Here is an 18,128-nt window from a genome sequence, read left to right as displayed (position 1 = left end):
ACCAGTGCTGCCGGATGTTGCCGGCCGCTTTTTTCGATCGGGTTACCTCATGCCATCAGCTCTCTTTGCCTTGACTATCGCGGCCTATGCGATCGGCACCACCGAATTCGTCATCGTCGGTCTGCTGCCGACGGTCGCGACCGATCTTCATATCACCCTGCCGCTCGCTGGTCTCATCGTCAGCGTTTACGCACTTGGCGTTACCTTTGGCGCGCCGATCCTTACGGCGCTTACCGGCCGCATCGAGCGCAAGCCGCTGCTACTCGGCCTGATGGCGCTCTTCATCGTCGGTAACGGCATGGCGGCTCTAAGCCCCGGCTACGAGCCATTGCTTGTCGCCCGTGTGCTTTCGGCCTTCTCGCATGGCGTCTTCTTCTCCGTCGGATCCACAATCGCGGCCGATTTGGTGCCGGAAAACCGCCGCGCTTCTGCGATCGCCATGATGTTCATGGGACTGACCGTCGCGATCGTCACCGGTGTACCGCTCGGCACGTTCATCGGCCAGACCTTCGGTTGGCGGGCTACCTTCGCCGCCGTCGCCGCCCTCGGCATCATTGCTTTTGCCGGTATTGCCTTGTTGCTGCCGTCTAACCTGAAGAAGGCGCCGTCGGCCACAATCGGCGAGCAGATCCGCGTGCTCGGAAGCGGCCGGCTACTGATCGTCTTCGCCATGACCGCTCTGGGCTACGGCGGCACATTCGTCGCCTTTACCTTCCTGGCCTCGATCCTGCAGGAGGTAACCGGCTTTGCGGCCTCCGCCGTCAGCCTGATCCTGGTGCTTTACGGCGTTGCGATCGCCGTCGGCAACGTCGTTGGCGGACGCCTTGCCAATGGCAATCCGGTCAAGGCACTGACGGGGCTTTTCATCGCCCAGGCGATCGTGCTCATGCTGTTCAGCTTCACCGCCGTTTCGCCTTGGCTGGCCATTCCGACTTTGGCGGCTCTCGGCTTCCTGTCCTTCGCCAATGTGCCGGGCCTGCAGCTTTATGTGGTCCAGCTTGCCCGCCAGGTGCGTCCAGCCGCGGTCGATGTCGCCTCGGCGCTGAACATCGCCGCCTTCAATCTTGGCATTGCCGCGGGCGCCTGGATCGGCGGCCTAGTGGTGGAATCCTCGTTCGGTCTCGGTGCCACGCCCTGGGTCGGTGCTATCCTCGTTGCCGCAGCCCTCATCCTCACCCTCTGGAGCGGCGCACTCGACCGCCGCTCGACCTCCGGGGCGCAGCCTGTCTCCTGCGCCGCCTGACTGGAAAATTTGGGGGAGGAGCCGCGCCAGGCGGCTCCCTTCGCAATTAGGCCTCGAAATTCAGCTCGACCTTCGAAACGGCAACAGATGCCGGCAACAGCGGCTGACGGGTGCGCGCGCCGAACTGCCGTTTGAAGCCAAAGACATTGCTGATCAGGCTCTTCGTATAGAGGCCGGGGCCGCTCGAATAGATGCGCCAGCCGCCATCGACGGCAATATCGCCAGCCTTTACGCGATCCCAATCATCGGACGCGTGATAGCGATCGGCGAATGCCGCATCGCTGCTGCTGAAATAGGTGTTGCGCTGGCGCAGCGATGCATGGTCGAGCCGGCCGCTGACTGCGATGGGATTGGCGAGCGCCAGCGCGTTCCAGACGCCTTCGGCATCGCTGTCGAGAGCCAGCGCCTCGCAATAACGCAGATGCGCATGGACATACATCAGCCCGATCTCGCGCCCGAAGAAAGCCGAGGATTCAGCGCGGCGGAACAAAGTCTCTGGGCCGCCGGCATAGGTCGCCGGCTTTTCCATCAGCCTCACACCATCCGGGAAAAGGAGATTGTCCTCGATCAGCTTCATGTGTGCATGCCGCTGCTCCGGCGTGAAGAGGCCACCCAGCATCGGCTGCGTCATCGCGATCAGCGAATAATGGAGGCCGGTGCGTGTATCCTGCGGATGCAGCAGCAGCTCGACACCGTCATGGCTCGGATCGAAGACGCCGTATCCCGCGACGACGCCGTCGCGCATCAAGAGGCGATTGAAATCGCTGCGCATCGCGGCGGCAGTTTCATTGAGCCTCTCCGCCTCGTCGGCGCGGCTGACCAGTGTCAGCATCCCAGCGTAGCGCACCAGTTGTTCGTAAAGCAGCGAGACGGTCCAACTGCTGACCATCCAATCGCGCAAGTGCGGATCAGCCGGCTGCAGGCTGTCATTCCAATCGCCTTCGCCATACCGGATCAGGCTGGTGCCGGGTATGAAGCGGCTGCGGACGGTGTCGAGCAGCTTTTCGACATGCGCGGAAATCGTTGCGGTCTGTTCGGTCCGCTGCATCGTATCGTCGGCGCGCCAGGGCACGGTTTCGGCGAGGAAGGCAAGATCGCCCGTCGTCTCGATATAGTCGCAGAGCGCCTTCAGCGGCCAGACGACAATATCGCCATGGCTTTCGCCGGCGCGGATATTGGCATAGGGCTCCAGCATGAACCATTGCGGCCAGTCGCCCCGGTCGCGGTATTGCTCGGAAAAGACGGTGCTCAGAACCTGCTTCACCTCGGCGTCGTGTTCATAAGCGAGCAGGAATTCCACCGGTCCCTGGCAGACGTCGCGCGTCCCCCAGGCGGCGCCCGTATATTGTTCGAGGCCGTGCGGCACACTCAGATGCACGATCGCATCATGCGCGATCCAAGGCAGCATAACCGCCTGCGCGGCAAGGTCTGGTCCATCGCCCTCGATGCGGGCGCCGCGCGTCACATGGTTCCAGAAGCGCTGTGCAGGAGCGAGCATCTCTTCGCTGCTCACACCGGCCTTATACCGTGCGGCAAGGCCGTCGCCTGCCGCCGTGTCGGTCATCGATCCGGTGACGGCAAAGCTGAAGCTTTGTGTCGGGTGCGACTTGAGTGCGATGAAGGGGCCGCTGCGGGACGTGCCGTCGCTGTAGAGAAGTTCATCGCCACCAACCGCCTCGAAAGCGTCCGGTGTCGAGGTGACGAGATGGTAGGTGGCATGCGGATAGCGATCCCAAAGCCAGGAGGGTTGCGGCCGGAACGAGATCTGCTTGGCCGCGGCATTGATCTCGATGTTCGCGACGGCTTCATAGTCGCGCTCGCCGAGTACGATATGGCCGAACACCAGGAAGCGGCAGGACGCGCCTTCGACCGCAACATCCCACTGCATGGACGGATCGTCGCCACAAGCAATTGCAGTCACCATGATGGTCCGGCCGGCAAGCTGGTAGATCCAGCGGACATCACTCAACCCAATGTCGAAAGCAGCGGGAACGCCGAGCAGGCGCCAGCCTTCGCCGAAATCCACGAGGATACGCAGGCCGCTCGCCCGCGTCAGATTGTAGGGGTCGCGGGAAACCGAGAAGAGCTTGTGGAAGGATGTATTGCCGATCGTCAACTGAGCCGCGAAGATGCCCTGCATCCAGCAGGTTGCGGCCAACGTCTGGTCATCCAGCAGCATGTTCTGGCCGCTGCGGACGATGGCGCCATGACGGCGGGCGACGACGCGCTCTTTCTCACGCAGGACGATATGACGGTTAAGCGAGCCGTCGGGCACGAAGAAGGAATAGAGCTCGCCATCGATGCGTTCTTCCAACATCCGCTCGGGATAAAGCCGCTCGATCGCTGCTTCGTCCAAAGCATCGGTCACGAATAGCGGCGCGTCCTGCACAAGGCTGCGAACCGGCGCACCACCGGCAATATCGGTTTTCATCAGTTCGCCAAGCGCCTGCGGCAGGGCGTCAAGCCTTGCAAGGTCGGTATCGCTAGAGGCTACAGGGTGATCGGCAACGAACAGGCCGAAGAATGTTGTGGTGACGAGTGTCTTTGGCGTGAGCGCGAGCGGCTTCGACTGGATTGTCGGACAGGCGACCTCGTGTTGCCGGCGCGTGCTTGGCAGGTTTTCACCAAAGCCTGGGACCATCTGCGCATCGCCGCTTGGGGCGGGCACCAGCAACTGGATCGCGTCCGTGGCATAGGCGGCAGCGCCATTCAGGCAGCCTTGCGCCAGCCAAGGATTGCGCCCGCCACCCTGTTTGAGATTTTGCCGGTTCATCACGACTGGCCCGAAAACGGAATGCTCGGCGATATGATGGTCGATATATTGCGAAGCATAGGCCTCGCTGTTCATCAGGAACCCGCGATCGCCAAGGCCGACGTCCTGGATCAGCACGAGATCGGCCGAAAGCGCGTCCCCGGTCGTATTTTCGAGAGAAACCTGCCAGAACCAGGCGCTTTCGCTTGAATGAAGCTGCAACCGGACCGTATGCCTGATGCCAGCGGTTTCGCCGCTCCAGCAAAAGCTCGCCTCATCATGGCCGAAACGCACGGCAGCTTTCGGACCGACGATTTCGGCGATTTCCGGCTGCGAGCCGCCGATGCGCAGATAGAGGCGCCCGATACCGCCATAGAGAGGCGATCCCAGCACCTGGTTGATCATGACGCTGCCCTGCTGGTCGGCGAAGTCGATGGCAAACAGCGTGCCGTTCGGCAGCGCCGATATCGACAGGCCGGCACTATTGGCAAGCGTGGAAAGACCGAGTTCTTCGCGCCGTGGCGTCTGAAAGCTGCGATTGGATTCCAAGGACATAACCGGTGTCTCGCTGATTCATGGGTCGGGTGAGCGCACTAGATCATAAGCCGCCGCCCGATCATAGAAGGCAATTTACCGTTTCCGATTCGCAATGTTTGGTGTGAGCCGTTTCGGCCTGTGACTGGCCTCACCGAGGCCGGGCTGCACCTGCCACCTGATTGGCCGTGCGAACGACAGAGGAAAGATCGGCATCGTCCCAAGCCTCTTTCGAGACGCCCTTGATGCGAAACGTCTTGCTCTCGCCCGGCATCAAATTGACCAGCATGTCGTCGACATCGGCATTCGGGCTGATGCGGTCGGCAAACAGGCAGAGATCGCGCAGGAAGGATTGCGCCGTGATTGTGACGGCAACACCATCGGCGATCTGTTCGGCCTGAAGCTCGAAACGAGGCTCCGGATATTGCAGTTTCATATCCTTTTCGAAGAACCACCAGGCTTCGGTATCGCCGAGGCGGGCGCGCAGGAATTCACGCTCAGAATTGCCGGGCGTTGCGACATCCTTGGGGATCGAGATTTCGGCATTCTCAAAGCGGTCGCAGAGAATGCGCCAGACGGAATGGCGGGCGAGAAGCGTGCAGTTGAAATCGAAACGCTCGATAGTGAAGGGGACGCGCCAGAATAGGGTCGCATCATTGACCGCAATGGCGGCGAGACCATCGCCGCGCGGCTGGATCGTCAGGAGATGCGGCGCATAGCTGTTGCGCAGGGCGTACCAGAGCGGCTTCTTGCGGCCCGCGCCGTCGATCGCCGCCCAAGAGGTCACTGGCCAGCAATCGTTGAGCTGCCAGACGATCGCGCCCATGCAGGTCGGGCGATGCGATCGCATATGGTCGACGCCGAGACTGATGGCACGCGCCTGGTTGAGCTGCGTGACGAAAAGCCAGTCATCGAAGCTTCCCGGAGCGGGAAACCAGCCTTCCAATCCCTTGATCAGCTTGTCGTTGCCGCTGGTCGCCTTCTGGTGATGCAGGACGCCGGGGGAAGCGGGCGCTCTATTTTTCTCTCGGACGGATTCGGTAAGCGTCGCGTAGGTCGGCGGTGCCTGCCAGCCGAATTCGGAGCAGAAGCGCGGAATATAGTTGCGGTAGGTCTCGTATCCGACCTCGTTCCAGACATCCCAGATGTGCTTGCAGCCATGCTCGTCGGCATTCGGTGCAATATCCATGGAGCCGGAATAGGGACTTCCGGGCCAATAGGGCCGCGTCGGATCGATCTCGGCAACCAGCTTCGGCAGCAGATCGAGATAATAACCAGAGCCCCAGGGGCGATTGGCGAGCACATCCTGCCAACCCCAGTCGAAATAGCCCCAGATGTTTTCGTTATTGCCATTCCAGAGCACCAGCGAAGGATGCGGCATCAGCCGGGTGATCGCCTCGCGTGCCTCTGCTTCGACCTCGCCATAGACCGGCTCCTCCTCCGGATAGGCGGCGCAGGCGAAGAGGAAATCCTGCCAGACCATGACACCCGCGGCATCGCACTCTTCGTAAAAGGTATCGGTCTCGTAAATGCCGCCGCCCCAGACGCGGAGAATGTTCATGTTGGCGTCGCGTGCCTGGGCGATCCGTTCGCGATAGCGCTCCCGCGTCACACGCGGCAGGAAGCAATCCTCCGGAATCCAGTTGGCGCCACGGGCAAAGATCGGCACGTCGTTGACGACGAGGGTAAAGGCGGAGCCGATATCATCGGGCGCGGTATCGAGTCGCACGGAACGAAAGCCGACGCGGCGTTGCCAGCGATCCAGCGCCGCTCCGTCGGAGCCCAGAAGCTGAAGATCGAGATCGTAGAGCGGCTGATCGCCGAGCCCATGCGGCCACCAGATTTCCGGATTGTCGATGCGGCATTCCACGAGGGCATGCGTCTCACCCTGCGCAATTCGGACTTCGGACCGCTTGCCGCCGATCGACATCACGAGAGCCGCGCTATCCGTACCTTCTGTTGCCCACTCAATCTCGATGCGCAGGCGCGCGACACCGTCACTGCCTTGCAAAGTGATTTCCGGGCGGACAATGGCGATCCGCGCCTTCGACCAGCTCTCGACAGCGATCGGCTTCCATATGCCTGAGGTGATGACGCTCGGACCCCAATCCCAGCCGAAATTGCAGGCCATCTTGCGAATGAGGTTGCCGGGTCCGGGGTAATTGGCAGGGATATCGGCCGCAGAACCGAGCGCGCTGCGGACTGCCTCGCCATGGGCATAGGCGGAATCGAAGTCGACGATCAGCTCGTTCGGGCCTTCCTTGAGGTGCTCGCGAATGTCGAAGCGATAGCTGCGGTGCATATTGCCGCCTTCGCCGAGCAACGTGCCGTTCAGCTCCAGGCGCGCCGCCGTATCGAGGCCGAGGCAGGAGAGATCGACCCGATCCGCCTCCTCGTCGTTCCAGTCGAACGCCACCCGATAGCGCCAAGCCGAACGGCCGATCCAGTCCTGGGAGATCTCGTTGATATCGAGATAGGGGTCGGTAATCAGACGGGACGACAGCAGGTCGAGATGCACATTTCCGGGCACGGCGGCCGGGATCGCCGCGGGCAGGGAGGGAGCCGTGGACGGTGCACGAAGGCGGGAAATGGTCCAGCCCGTGTCGAATGCCAATTTCTTCATGATTGTCGGTCCGTCATCAAATAGATTGTGTCAAATCTGCCGCGGCTCTTTGGGAGGCTGGATGAACTGCAGCCCGGCATGAAGATGACGATTCATGTGATAGGCATAGGCGATGCGATCCCGCTTTTTCAAGGCAGCGATAATGTCGCAATGTTCGTCATAGGCGCTTTCGACGGCCACGCGGGAACGCTTGCCGGCCTCCATCAGCCGCTGCAACAGCGGCTGCAAAATACCGTAGACCTGTGACAGCGTGCGGTTATCGGCAAAGCTGATCAGCTCGGCATGAAATTTGAAATCGAATTCCGCCGCTTCCGACAGTTCCGGTGCAAGTCTCATGGCGTCGTTGATGGCTTCCAGCCGCGCAATGGCGGCATCGTCGATGGTCTGAAACAGAAGGTCGGAGAGATTGACCTCGATCAGCCGACGAAAACCCTGGATGTCCAAAAAGCTCTCGGCGGACATGTCGATGGCGAAGGAGAACAGTTCCATCAGGGCCTGCTGGCGGCGGTCGGTGATGACAGCGCCGACCTTCTGCCTGCTTTCGACGATGCCGTAGGCCTTCAGGATGCGGATCGCTTCGCGCACTGTATTGCGGCTGCTGTTGAACATCGCCGCCAACTCGATTTCCGAGGGCAGGGCGTCACCGATCCCAAGATTGCGCTCGCGCATCAGCCGCCGGATCGCGTCGACCACCTGATCTACCGCCGATCCCTTATCCTCGATCTCAGCGGTTTCCATTGCCGTGCGTCCTCCTACTGCCGAAAGGATATTGTTGGTCAATAAAGAATGTCAAGCACGCGTGGTAATAGACTTTCGCGGATTTATGGCTATGTTGACCAACAAATAAGGGAGGCATAGCATGGAGAGCTGTTGGCGCTGGTTTGGGCCGAAGGATCTCGTTCCACTCATTCATGCGCGTCAGGCCGGCGCCACTGGTATTGTCACGGCACTGCATGAAATCTCCCATTCGCGCGTGTGGACGCCTGAGGAGATCGAGGCGCGCAAGACCCTGGTGGAGGCAGCGGGCATGCGGTGGAGCGTCTGCGAATCGATCCCGGTCCCGAGCACTATCAAGCTCGGTGGCGCCGGCGCTGCCAAGGCGATCGGCGTCTGGAAGGATACGCTGGTCAATCTCGCCCAAGCCGGCATCAAGACGATCTGCTACAACTTCATGCCGGTGGTCGATTGGACGCGCACGGACCTGCGCTTCCAAATGCCGACAACGGCGCTGGCCCTGCGTTTCGACATGGTGGAGTTCGTCGCTTATGACGTTTTCGTTTTGCGCAGGAAAGGTGCCGAGACAAACTATGCGCCGCAGCTTTTGCGGCGCGCCGAGGAGCGGCTGAAAGGGCTCTCGGAGGAGGCCGTTCGCCGGCTGGAGAGCAATATCATCGCTGGACTTCCAGGGGGCGAGGATAGCTACGGGCGCGAGGCGATCCGTGCGGCCATCGAATCCTTTGACGGAGTGACGGCGGAGGATCTGCAGGCAAACCTAGACCATTTTCTGCGCGAGGTCGTGCCGGTCGCCGCCGATCTTGGCGCCCGGCTCGCCATTCATCCCGACGATCCTCCAATTTCGCTTTTTGGTCTCCCGCGAGTGGTTTCGACAGCGGAAGATCTGCACCGTATCGTCAGCAGCGCCGATCATCCCGCCAACGGCCTGACGCTGTGCGTCGGCTCCCTCGGTTCGCGTGCCGACAATGACGTGCTCGCCATCGCCCGCGAATTTGCCTCGCGCATCAATTTTGCGCATCTCCGCGATGTGGCGATCGAGTCGGACGGTTCCTTTGTCGAAGCCGCCCATCTGGAAGGACGCAGCGACATGCACGCGATCCTGCGGGTGCTTCTGGCGGAAGAGGCCCGCCGCTGCACTGATGGCCGACCGGATCACCTCATTCCGATGCGTCCGGACCATGGACACCTGATCGGAGACGATGTCGATAAGCCGACCAATCCCGGGTATTCGCTGATCGGGCGGCTGAAGGGCCTGGCGGAATTGCATGGCGTCATCCATGCCATTGGCAAAACCGGTGAATTCTCCCGTTATTGGAAGAGCTTTTAGAGGTCTCGATGACAGGCGCGGGACCGGATCGATGAAGACGGGGGATTCCGTCTCCGATACAAGATGCTTTTGCCTAGAGATGATCCATCAAAAAAATCCTCATTTCGCATGTCGGAAAGTTGGATCGACGACCGTCCTTGGAACAGCCCGTCCAGTTGGGCACATCAGCAAAATCCGTTCCTAGGAGACGATCATGACCGATGCAGCAGACCAAATGCAATCAGAGCAGCCCAAGGTGCCGGTGCTTGGCGGCCTGGTGCCTTATTTGACCGTGGGCGGCGCCGTGAAGGCGGCCGAGTTCTATAAGCGCGCCTTCGGTGCCGAACAGGTCTTCATGTATCCGGCCGACGAACAGGGCCGGACGATGCATATCCATCTCTATATCAATGGCAGTTCGCTGATGCTCTGCGACGCCTATCCCGAACACGGTCACGCGCTGGAAAAGCCGCAGGCTTTTACACTGCAATTGCTTGTCGATGACATTGATGCCTGGTGGAAACGCGCCGTCGATGCTGGCGCCGAGGTCGTCATGCCACTTGAGGTGATGTTCTGGGGCGACCGCTGGGGCCAGCTTCGCGATCCCTTTGGCATTGTCTGGGCCATGAACGCGCCGGCTACGAAATAAACCCTGCGGAACAGAACCTGGGTTCGAGAGTTCGGACCCAGGCCTTCTTCGTCATGGCGAAGGTACTCACCAGCCGCCCCGGCGCCATCAGGTTATTCGGAAAGCAGGGTCCGCGTCAGCGCATGCATTGGGTCGGTCAGACCGTCCAATATCGTGAAATGATTTTGATCCGGTTCGACAACGGCGGCAGTTGCGGCTCCGAGGCCGGTCCAGATATTGGCAAGCAGGGCATTCTGGCGGATGAATTCAGCACGCTCCGTGCCGCCCACCCAGCAGGTGATGCGGACATTGTCCGCGGGCTCCAGCAGTGCCGGGCTTTCGGCCATGGCTTCGGCCACATCGATGCGCAGAAACTCATTCATGGCTCTCTTCATAATCGGGCGCAAATCGTGCAGCCCGGAGATGGAGACCACATGGCGGATACGGGTCTGGATAGACGCTGCGAGCGGAGAAGTCGCCGTGACCATGCGCGCTGCGAGCTGGCCGCCGGCCGAATGTCCAGCCAGCATCATGGGGCCATCGATCATATCGGAGGCTGCGCCGATCGCGGACGCAACCTCCTTGGCGATGCCCGTGAGGCGGTTCTCTGGACAAAGCGTGTAGGAAGGGATGGAGACCGCGTAGCCATTGGCGATCGGACCGGCGGCGAGATGCGACCAATAGCTCTTGTCGAGTTCCAGCCAATAGCCGCCGTGGATGAAGACCACCAATCCCCTTGGCTTCTCTGCGGGCAGGAAGAGGTCGAAGCGATTGCGCTCGCCGGGCTCATAGATGAGATCGAGTTTGGCGCGACCGCTCATAGCCAGGCTATCGCGGAAGGCCCGTGCCGGCTCTACCCAGGCTGCCGGCCAGCGGTCGCCGCCGACAACATAAGTGTCGCTGGTGTAGGCACTTTCCCAGTCGGTAATTCTGAAATAGCTCATCGCCCCATCTCACAGCTTTGCGAATGCCCATCCGGTATCAGGTCACGGTCGATCGCACGGCAAACCGCGCATCCTTCCATGATCCGCTGCTGAGAATATCCTCCAGCACCTCCGCCGCCTGCCAGACATCGCGGTAGCCGACATACAGCGGCGTGAAGCCGAAACGGAGGGTGGCGGGCGCGCGGAAATCGCCGATCACACCGCGTTCGATCAAGGCCTGCATCACTTCATAACTGTTGCTGTGCGTAAAGGAGACCTGGCTGCCGCGCCTTTGGCTGTCGCGGGTGGTTTCCAAGACGACGCCATATTGGCCGCATTTCGCCTCGACCAACTGGATAAAGAGATCCGTCAGCGCGATGCTCTTCTTGCGCAACGCGCCCATATCAACCTCATCCCATACGCCGAGCACGCCCTTCAGCGCTCGCAGCGATAGGATCGGTTGCGTGCCGCAGAGGAAGCGCTTGATGCCCTCGCCACCGGCAAAATTCTGCTCGAAGGCGAAGGGACGGGCATGCCCCCACCAGCCGCTGAGCGGTTGCGTGATCGATGCCTGGTGGCGACGCGCCGCGTAGATAAAGGCCGGCGAGCCAGGGCCGCCGTTCAAATATTTATAGGTGCAGCCGACAGCGAAATCGGCATTGGCGCCATCAAGATCGACCGGGAGCGCGCCGGCACTATGGCAGAGATCCCAGATCACGAGTGCGCCTGCCTCGTGGATCCGGCGCGTCAGCGCCGACATATCGCGCAGCTCCCCACTCTTGTAGTTGACGTGATTGAGCAGGACGACAGCGACCTGATCGTCGATCAAGTCTTCGATATTGTCCGCATCCCTGCCTTCGAGGCGAAGGGTCACGCCCGGCCGCGTCGAGGCCACACCTTCGGCCATATAGAGATCGGTCGGGAAGCTATCGCCTTCCGCAACGATGACGCTGCGGCCCGGGCGCATGGCGAGAGCGGCATGCAGGGTCTTGTAGATGTTGATCGAGGTCGAGTCGGTGACCACGGTCTGCCCGGGTGTGGCGCCGATCAGCCGGCCGATACTGTCGCCGAGTTCCAGTGGCAGGTGGAACCAGCCGGCGCTGTTCCAGCTACGGATCAGGCCATTGCCCCATTCTTCCGTGGCCGCCTGCTGCAATTCGGCGAAAACGTCATGCGAGGCCGCGCCAAGCGAATTGCCGTCGAGGTAGATGACGCCCTCGGGTAAGGCGAAGCGGCTGCGGAAGGAACACAGCGGATCGGCCGCGTCCATGGCCTCGACAGCAGCGAGATCGGGAAGGCTGGTCATGGTGTCGGGTCTCACTTTATTCGCGGATGGTTTCCCGGGCGGGCGCGCCGCCGCGGCTGCGTTTGATGCTTGGCAGAGCCAGCATCCCCAGGACGAACAGGCCGGTAGCGAGTTTCAGGTTCGGTGGCGGCATGCCGGCCGCGAGGCAGAGCGAGACCAGCTGGTAATAGATGATCGAGCCGACGAAGGGCGCGAGTAGTTGCCTGAGCACCGTCTGCTTGCCGGTGAAGGCCTCGCCGATCATCAGCGCCGCCAGACCGTTGATCAAAATGCCGATGCCCATATTGACGTCGGCAAAGCCCTGCGATTGCACCATCAAAGCGCCGCTGGAGGCGGAAAAGGCGCTGGCCAGGCCGACACCGCCGATCGTCGCAGCCCAGACATTAATGCCCTGTGCTTCGGCCATGTCCGGATTGGAGCCGACGGCGCGCATGGCCGTGCCCTTTTCTGTCTTGAAATAGAGATTGAGGGCGATCAGCACGACAACAGCGAGAATGCCGGCAATGACGATCTTGCTTACCGGAAAGCCCGGCTGGGTCAGCGGCACCCAATCGAACACGGTCGGCGAACCGAAGACCGAAAGATTCGACTTGCCCATGATGCCAAGATTGATGCTGTAGAGCATGGTCGACATCAGGATGCCGGCGAGCAGCGTATGGATACGGAAGCGCAGGTGGATGAAGGCCGTACAGCAACCGGCGGCAAGACCGACGACAAAAGCCGAGATGATCGCCAGCGGCGGTGCGACGCCCGCGGCCAAGAGGATGCCGCAGACGCAGCCGCCGAGCGGAAATGCGCCTTCGCTGGTCAGATCCGGAAAGCTCAGCATCCGGAACGGGATCATGATCCCCAGCACGACGAAGCTCAGGATGAAGCTCTGCGCCAGGGTGACCGGGATCAGCGAGACGAAGCTCGAAACGGTTGTCTGAATGAAATCCATCATGATATCAGCTCACCAGCAGCATGCGGTCGGTCTTGACGGCGAAGTGGCCGATCAGTTCGGGCACGGTGATGCGGCGCTTGCCTTCCCCGGTAATTTCGAGATGTACGCGGCCGGCATCGAGCATGATGATGCTGTCGCCGAAATCGACGGCGTGCTGCATGTTGTGCGTCACCATCAGGGTCGTCAGCTTCAGCGCTTCGACGGTCCGCACCGTTGCCTGCATGACGATATCGGCCGTGCGCGGATCGAGGGCGGCGGTATGTTCGTCCAGCAGCAATACGTCGGGCGAACCGCCGACCGCCATGATTAGGGATAGCGATTGACGCTGGCCGCCCGAAAGAAGCTCCACCTTGGTATCCAGACGGTTCTCGAGACCCAGCCCGAGAACGGCGAGGCGTTCCTTATAGGCGGCGAGACGGGCGGCATTCAGACCAGGCCGAAATCCTCGGCTCTTGCCGCGCAGTTCCGCCAAAAGCATGTTTTCGCCGACCGTCATACTGGCGGCGGTTCCCTTCATCGGATCCTGGAACACGCGGGCGAGGCGCGCGGCGCGCTTGTGGACCGGCGTATTCGTGACGTCGTTGCCGTTGATGAGGATTTGACCGGAATCGAGGCTCAGAGCACCGGAAATCGCGTTCAGCATGCTGCTCTTGCCAGCGCCGTTCGAACCGATGACGACGCCGAATTCGCCGCTCTTGAGGGAGAGTGTCAGGCCGTTGAGGGCGATCTTTTCGTCGGGCTGGCCTCTGTAGAAAACTTTGCGCGCGGATTTGATGTCCAGCATCCGTGCCTCCCCTGTCGTGTAGGGTTATGAAATGGCGGCGCTTTGAACGCCGCCATGGATCACATCGATCCTTCGAAGATGCCGCTGATTACTTCGTGAAGCAATTGCAATCGGCAAGCGAGGCCGGAACGTCGGCGCCGAAAGCCTTCAAAACGGTCTTGTTGATCAACGGAGCATGGTCCTCATAGGCGGGACGCGACGGCGCGATCGTCTTGGGATCGCCACCCTTGAGGATCTTTGCGGCGATCCTGCCGGCATTTTCACCGACCTGCTCATAGTTGACCGCGAAGCTCGCCGGGACGACGCCGCTGCGAACTGCTGCATCGTCGGAATTGACGATCGGGATCTGGGCCTGGCGGGCGGCTGCGGCAACGGCGGTGATTGCCGGCTGCAACAGGTTCGAAGCGGGCGTGTAGATCACGTCGGCCTTGCCGGCGAGCGATGCGATACGCTGCTGAATATCGTTGACGTTGTCGACGCCAACGGGGACCACTTCGAAGCCGGCGGCCGGAGCAGCCTGCTTAACCTTTTCGATCAGGGCTGCGTCGTTGGCCTCGCCCGGATTGTAGGGCACGCCGATGCGCTTGGCATTCGGCAGCAGCTTCTTGGTGAAGGTCAAGATGGCGGCGATGTCCTGCAGATCGCTTGCGCCGGTAATGCCCTCATCGCCGGCATCCCAGGAGGGAACGAGCTTGGCGGCCACCGGATCGGTCACGGCCGAGAACACGATCGGAATACCGGAGCCGGCGAGCGCTTTCTTGGCGATCTGCGAGACCGGCGTCGTGATGGTGTACATCAGCTTCGGATGATCCGACTGCAGCTTGGCAATCATCTGCGGCACCAGCGAAGCGTCGAAGCTGGTGTTGCTCTCGGTATAGACCACATCCTTGCCTTCAACGAAGCCATTGTCCGCCAGCGCCTTCTTGAAGCCGGCGATCGAAGCATTGAGCTGCGGATGTTCGCCGAAATTGGCGATCGCTATCTTGATCGGCTCGGCGCTTGCCGTGGCGACGCTCGCGATGAACGCGCCGGCGACAACCAGCCCCGACAACCATCTGGACGCGGATTTCCTCATGATTTCCTCCCGGATTTTATGGAGAGCCTTGATCTCTCGGCTTTATTGGCAGCGATCATAGCGCCTGCGCTGTCCGTGTCAATTTGCGATATATGATATGCGACATAAACCACTTTGATATATAATTTGGCTGCGGGCGGAATTTATATATAATCTTGTCAAGCGAGTTGGGAACGACGCTATGCAGGACAAGGAACCTCTTACGAAGACAGAAGCGGCTTATTGGCTGCTGCGGCGGGATATTCTCAACACGAAGCTCCGGCCGGGTGCTGCCTTGAAGCTCAGCGCCTTGCGGGATGCTTATGGCGTCGGCTGGACTCCTCTGCGCGAAGCATTGTCGCGGCTGGAGGCCGAAAAGCTGGTGACAGCCATCAGCAATCGCGGCTTCGCCGTCGCTCCGGTTTCCCGCACGGAATTGGAAGACCTGATGAGAGCCAGGTTGGTCGTCGAACTGCCGCTGCTGCTGGAATCGATCGAAAAAGGTGGGCCGGTCTGGGAATCCGCTGTAGTTACCGCCCATTACCGCCTCTCTCGTTGCAAGATCGTACCCGATGCCGCCTCTGAGGAAATGGCGGATGAATGGGATGAAAAGCATGCGGCGTTTCACGCCGCTCTCTTGAGCGCTGCGACGTCGAGCTGGCTTTTACGCTTCCAAGGCACGATTTCCGACCAGCTCCGCCGTCATCACCGCTTTCTCGGTCTGGCGCCGACGCAGCGCGCTGCCGCCGGGCTGACGATCGGCTACGAGACGGCGGTCGCGGCCTTGCGCGACGCAATGGCGATCGAGCATCACACGGAACTGATGGAAGCGGCGCTCGACCGCGATATCGAACGCGCCAGGGCGCTGATGACCGAGCATATTGGCTATACGCTGCAGGTCTATATCAAGTCCGAGGATGAGGATGGCGAGCTCGAGCCATTGAAGCTGCGCAAGGGCGCCTAGCCGCGATAAAGTTCCTTCCCGTTTGGGGATGACAAGGCAGCGTACGCGCCTATTCTTTGGGGATCATTCTCTTCACTCCAGATTCCAACATCCGATTTTGAAAATATCCTTGGGAGGACATCATGACGCGTGCAGTGGTCATCGGCGCAACCGGGCATGTCGGCACTTACCTCGTGCCGCGGCTGGTGGAGGCCGGGCATGAGGTGGTGGCGGTGAGCCGCGGCCAGGCAAAACCCTATTCGCCCAATCGGGCATGGGATGCCGTCGAGCAATTGACGATGGACCGCGCAGCAATGGAAAAGGACGGCAGTTTCGGGTCGGCGATCCGGGCGCTGAAAGCCGATATAGTCATCGACATGATCTGTTTCACTGTGGAAAGCGCCAGGCATCTAGCCGAGGCTCTCTCTGGCCATGTCGGCCACTTCCTGCATACGGGCACGATCTGGACGCATGGTTTTCCCACAGTCGTGCCGACGCTCGAAGAGGCGCCGAAGCGTCCGTTCGGCGGATACGGAACGCAGAAGGCCGCGATCGAGAGCTATCTGCTTGAAGAGGCACGCAAGAAAGGATTTCCGGCAACTCTGATCCACCCCGGCCATATCGTCGGCCCCGGCTGGGCGCCGCTCAATCCGGCCGGCCATTTCAACCTCGCGGCATTTTCGACGCTGGCGCGGGGTGAAACGCTCATGCTGCCGAATTTCGGGCTGGAAACGGTCCATCACGTCCATGCTGACGATGTCGCCCAGATGTTCATGGGTTCGATCGCCAATTGGCGCGCCTCGACCGGCGAGAGCTTTCATGCGGTATCCAGCGGCGCGCTGACGCTCAGAGGCTATGCGGAGGCAATGTCGCGCTGGTTCGGTCACGAGCCGAAACTGGAATTTCTTCCCTATGACAAATGGGCCGAAGGCCAGACGCCGCAGGATGCGGAGGCGACGTGGGAGCATATCGCCCGCAGCCCGAATTGCTCGATCGCCAAGGCCGAACGGCTTCTCGGATATACGCCGCGCTACACTTCGCTGCAGGCGGTGCAGGAATCCGTGACTTGGCTGATGGATAACGGCCGGATTGGATAACGGCGATCTTCAAAGAGATATAGGAACCTGTCACCGCCGCAGCCAAGCCTCCATTCCTCTCGCTGCCGCACGTCCGGTGGCGAAGCAGGCGGAGAGAAGATAGCCGCCGGTCGGCGCCTCCCAATCGATCATTTCTCCGGCGACGAATACGCCGGGGAGCGCTTTCAGCATATATCCATCGTCGATACCGCTCCAACGAATGCCGCCGGCTGACGAGATCGCCTCGGTGATCGGCCGCGGCCTCAGGAGCGGGATCGGCAGGGCCTTGATCAGTTGCGATAGCTGCTCCGGGTCCGTCAGGCTGGCTGATGGAACTAGTTCCCGCAGCAGCGCTGTCTTGACGCCTTCGATTCCGGCGCCTTTTCGCAGGCGATTGGAGAGACTGGCTTTGACGTCCTGCCGTGCCAGATCGCGCGACAGGCGTCCGGCTGCCCTGCCGGGAGCGAGGTCGATCGTAAGCGCGGCTTTGCCGTCGCTTGCAAGCCTGTCGCGCAAGCTGGCGGCATGGGCATAGACGAGGCTGCCTTCGATGCCATGTTGGGAAATGACGAACTCGCCGGGAAAAGTGCCGGCATCGGACGTTGCCGTCAGCGCTTTCAGCGGCACGCCGGGGAAGCGCTCTCTAAAAATCGTGCTCCAGGCGACATCGAAGCCGCAATTGGCGGGTTGGAAGTCGTCGATTTCGACGCCTCTATCGCGAAGCCACCTGATCCAGGCGGCGTCCGAACCGAGCCGGGGATAACTCGCGCCGCCAAGAGCGAGCAGGGCTGCATCACACCGAATGATCGTCCGCCCGTGCGGCGTCTCGAAGGCAAAGCCGCCTTCGGCAAAACCAGACCAGCGATGCCGTGGAAGAACCTTGACGCCTTGCGCCTCCAGCCTGCCGAGCCAAGCGCGAAGCAACGGCGAGGCTTTCATGATCTTTGGAAAGACGCGGCCCGAGGAGCCGGTGAATGTCTCCGCGCCAAGCCCAGCGGCCCAGGTCCTGATATCGTCAGGGGTGAAAGCATCGAGGGCTGAACGCAAACGCTCGGAGCTCGGGCCGAAGCGATTGGCGAACCGGCTGTACTCTTCCGAATGGGTGATGTTGAGGCCGGATTTCCCCGCCAGCAGGAATTTGCGCGCGACCGTCGGCATGCTCTCGTAGACGGTGACCCGATAACCGGAGAGCGACAGCACTTCGGCTGCCATCAGACCGGCCGGGCCGCCACCGATGATCGCGATCTGTTTTCCTGTCATGGAGCCGTCCGGTGCTGAATT

14 protein-coding genes are annotated in these 18,128 nt (G+C 61.1%); 5 read left to right on the top strand and 9 right to left on the bottom strand.

Translation table 11 applies throughout. The features are described 5' to 3' along the window. Window positions 1-49: 49 nt before the first annotated feature. Entirely contained in the window at window positions 50-1,243 is a 1,194-nt protein-coding gene (locus tag K290_RS0101380) for an MFS transporter (RefSeq protein ID WP_028750207.1), read from the top strand. Between the two features lie 46 nt (window positions 1,244-1,289). On the opposite strand, the gene K290_RS0101375 is transcribed toward K290_RS0101380, so the two are convergent. From K290_RS0101375 to K290_RS0101365, 3 genes are all read right to left on the bottom strand, one after another. Beyond that, window positions 1,290-4,550 carry a GH36-type glycosyl hydrolase domain-containing protein gene (locus tag K290_RS0101375; RefSeq protein WP_028750206.1) on the bottom strand — a complete coding sequence of 1,087 codons (3,261 nt, stop codon included), beginning with the start codon at window positions 4,548-4,550 and terminating at the stop codon, window positions 1,290-1,292. A 130-nt stretch (window positions 4,551-4,680) separates the two neighbouring features. Continuing rightward, on the bottom strand, window positions 4,681-7,152 hold the full coding sequence (locus K290_RS0101370; RefSeq protein WP_028750205.1) for a glycoside hydrolase family 2 protein: 2,472 nt from the start codon (window positions 7,150-7,152) through the stop codon (window positions 4,681-4,683). Window positions 7,153-7,182: 30 nt separating this feature from the next. Beyond that, window positions 7,183-7,890 (bottom strand): FadR/GntR family transcriptional regulator, encoded by a 708-nt coding sequence (locus tag K290_RS0101365; RefSeq protein ID WP_028750204.1) that lies wholly within the window; start codon window positions 7,888-7,890, stop codon window positions 7,183-7,185. A 121-nt stretch (window positions 7,891-8,011) separates the two neighbouring features. Here K290_RS0101365 and uxuA point away from each other — a divergent pair, with 121 nt between their 5' ends. Together uxuA and K290_RS0101355 are read left to right on the top strand one after the other, a co-directional pair. Then, the gene (gene uxuA / locus K290_RS0101360; protein ID WP_028750203.1) at window positions 8,012-9,214 is read left to right on the top strand and encodes a mannonate dehydratase; all 1,203 of its coding nucleotides are present in this window, start codon (window positions 8,012-8,014) and stop codon (window positions 9,212-9,214) included. A gap of 193 nt (window positions 9,215-9,407) precedes the next feature. Continuing rightward, window positions 9,408-9,839 carry a VOC family protein gene (locus K290_RS0101355; RefSeq protein ID WP_028750202.1) on the top strand — a complete coding sequence of 144 codons (432 nt, stop codon included), beginning with the start codon at window positions 9,408-9,410 and terminating at the stop codon, window positions 9,837-9,839. A 92-nt stretch (window positions 9,840-9,931) separates the two neighbouring features. Here the strand turns inward: K290_RS0101355 and K290_RS0101350 are convergent, their stop codons facing one another. The 5 genes from K290_RS0101350 to K290_RS0101330 form a co-directional block, all read right to left on the bottom strand. Then, window positions 9,932-10,762, bottom strand: a complete 831-nt coding sequence (locus K290_RS0101350; protein ID WP_028750201.1) for an alpha/beta hydrolase — start codon at window positions 10,760-10,762, stop codon at window positions 9,932-9,934. A gap of 37 nt (window positions 10,763-10,799) precedes the next feature. Then, window positions 10,800-12,047 carry a kynureninase gene (gene kynU / locus K290_RS0101345; protein ID WP_028750200.1) on the bottom strand — a complete coding sequence of 416 codons (1,248 nt, stop codon included), beginning with the start codon at window positions 12,045-12,047 and terminating at the stop codon, window positions 10,800-10,802. 16 nt (window positions 12,048-12,063) lie between these two features. Further along, on the bottom strand, window positions 12,064-12,987 hold the full coding sequence (locus K290_RS0101340) for an ABC transporter permease (protein ID WP_028750199.1): 924 nt from the start codon (window positions 12,985-12,987) through the stop codon (window positions 12,064-12,066). Between the two features lie 7 nt (window positions 12,988-12,994). Further along, window positions 12,995-13,774, bottom strand: coding sequence for an ABC transporter ATP-binding protein (locus K290_RS0101335; RefSeq protein ID WP_028750198.1), 780 nt, complete (start codon window positions 13,772-13,774; stop codon window positions 12,995-12,997). A gap of 88 nt (window positions 13,775-13,862) precedes the next feature. Next, window positions 13,863-14,849 (bottom strand): ABC transporter substrate-binding protein, encoded by a 987-nt coding sequence (locus K290_RS0101330; protein ID WP_028750197.1) that lies wholly within the window; start codon window positions 14,847-14,849, stop codon window positions 13,863-13,865. Between the two features lie 181 nt (window positions 14,850-15,030). On the opposite strand from K290_RS0101330, the gene K290_RS33630 reads away from it, so the two are divergent. Beyond that, window positions 15,031-15,792 (top strand): GntR family transcriptional regulator, encoded by a 762-nt coding sequence (locus K290_RS33630; RefSeq protein WP_051263904.1) that lies wholly within the window; start codon window positions 15,031-15,033, stop codon window positions 15,790-15,792. A gap of 122 nt (window positions 15,793-15,914) precedes the next feature. After that, entirely contained in the window at window positions 15,915-16,868 is a 954-nt protein-coding gene (locus K290_RS0101320; protein WP_028750196.1) for an NAD-dependent epimerase/dehydratase family protein, read from the top strand. Window positions 16,869-16,898: 30 nt separating this feature from the next. Here K290_RS0101320 and K290_RS0101315 read toward each other — a convergent pair whose 3' ends face one another. Then, window positions 16,899-18,107, bottom strand: coding sequence for a TIGR03862 family flavoprotein (locus tag K290_RS0101315; protein ID WP_028750195.1), 1,209 nt, complete (start codon window positions 18,105-18,107; stop codon window positions 16,899-16,901). Between the last annotated feature and the right edge of the window lie 21 nt (window positions 18,108-18,128).

The sequence above is a fragment of the Rhizobium leucaenae USDA 9039 genome (assembly GCF_000426285.1).
Classification (GTDB): Bacteria; Pseudomonadota; Alphaproteobacteria; order Rhizobiales; family Rhizobiaceae; genus Rhizobium; species Rhizobium leucaenae.
Note: the sequence above shows the minus strand (reverse complement) of the source record. Positions and strands in the feature narration are given on the sequence as shown.

Bases quoted from the DNA above. Each gene is read 5' to 3' on its own strand.
- K290_RS0101380 (WP_028750207.1), top strand. From the start codon at position 50: ATGCCATCAGCTCTCTTTGCCTTGACTATCGCGGCCTATGCGATCGGC.
- K290_RS0101375 (WP_028750206.1), bottom strand. From the start codon at position 4,550: ATGTCCTTGGAATCCAATCGCAGCTTTCAGACGCCACGGCGCGAAGAA.
- K290_RS0101370 (WP_028750205.1), bottom strand. From the start codon at position 7,152: ATGAAGAAATTGGCATTCGACACGGGCTGGACCATTTCCCGCCTTCGT.
- K290_RS0101365 (WP_028750204.1), bottom strand. From the start codon at position 7,890: ATGGAAACCGCTGAGATCGAGGATAAGGGATCGGCGGTAGATCAGGTG.
- uxuA (WP_028750203.1), top strand. From the start codon at position 8,012: ATGGAGAGCTGTTGGCGCTGGTTTGGGCCGAAGGATCTCGTTCCACTC.
- K290_RS0101355 (WP_028750202.1), top strand. From the start codon at position 9,408: ATGACCGATGCAGCAGACCAAATGCAATCAGAGCAGCCCAAGGTGCCG.
- K290_RS0101350 (WP_028750201.1), bottom strand. From the start codon at position 10,762: ATGAGCTATTTCAGAATTACCGACTGGGAAAGTGCCTACACCAGCGAC.
- kynU (WP_028750200.1), bottom strand. From the start codon at position 12,047: ATGACCAGCCTTCCCGATCTCGCTGCTGTCGAGGCCATGGACGCGGCC.
- K290_RS0101340 (WP_028750199.1), bottom strand. From the start codon at position 12,987: ATGGATTTCATTCAGACAACCGTTTCGAGCTTCGTCTCGCTGATCCCG.
- K290_RS0101335 (WP_028750198.1), bottom strand. From the start codon at position 13,774: ATGCTGGACATCAAATCCGCGCGCAAAGTTTTCTACAGAGGCCAGCCC.
- K290_RS0101330 (WP_028750197.1), bottom strand. From the start codon at position 14,849: ATGAGGAAATCCGCGTCCAGATGGTTGTCGGGGCTGGTTGTCGCCGGC.
- K290_RS33630 (WP_051263904.1), top strand. From the start codon at position 15,031: ATGCAGGACAAGGAACCTCTTACGAAGACAGAAGCGGCTTATTGGCTG.
- K290_RS0101320 (WP_028750196.1), top strand. From the start codon at position 15,915: ATGACGCGTGCAGTGGTCATCGGCGCAACCGGGCATGTCGGCACTTAC.
- K290_RS0101315 (WP_028750195.1), bottom strand. From the start codon at position 18,107: ATGACAGGAAAACAGATCGCGATCATCGGTGGCGGCCCGGCCGGTCTG.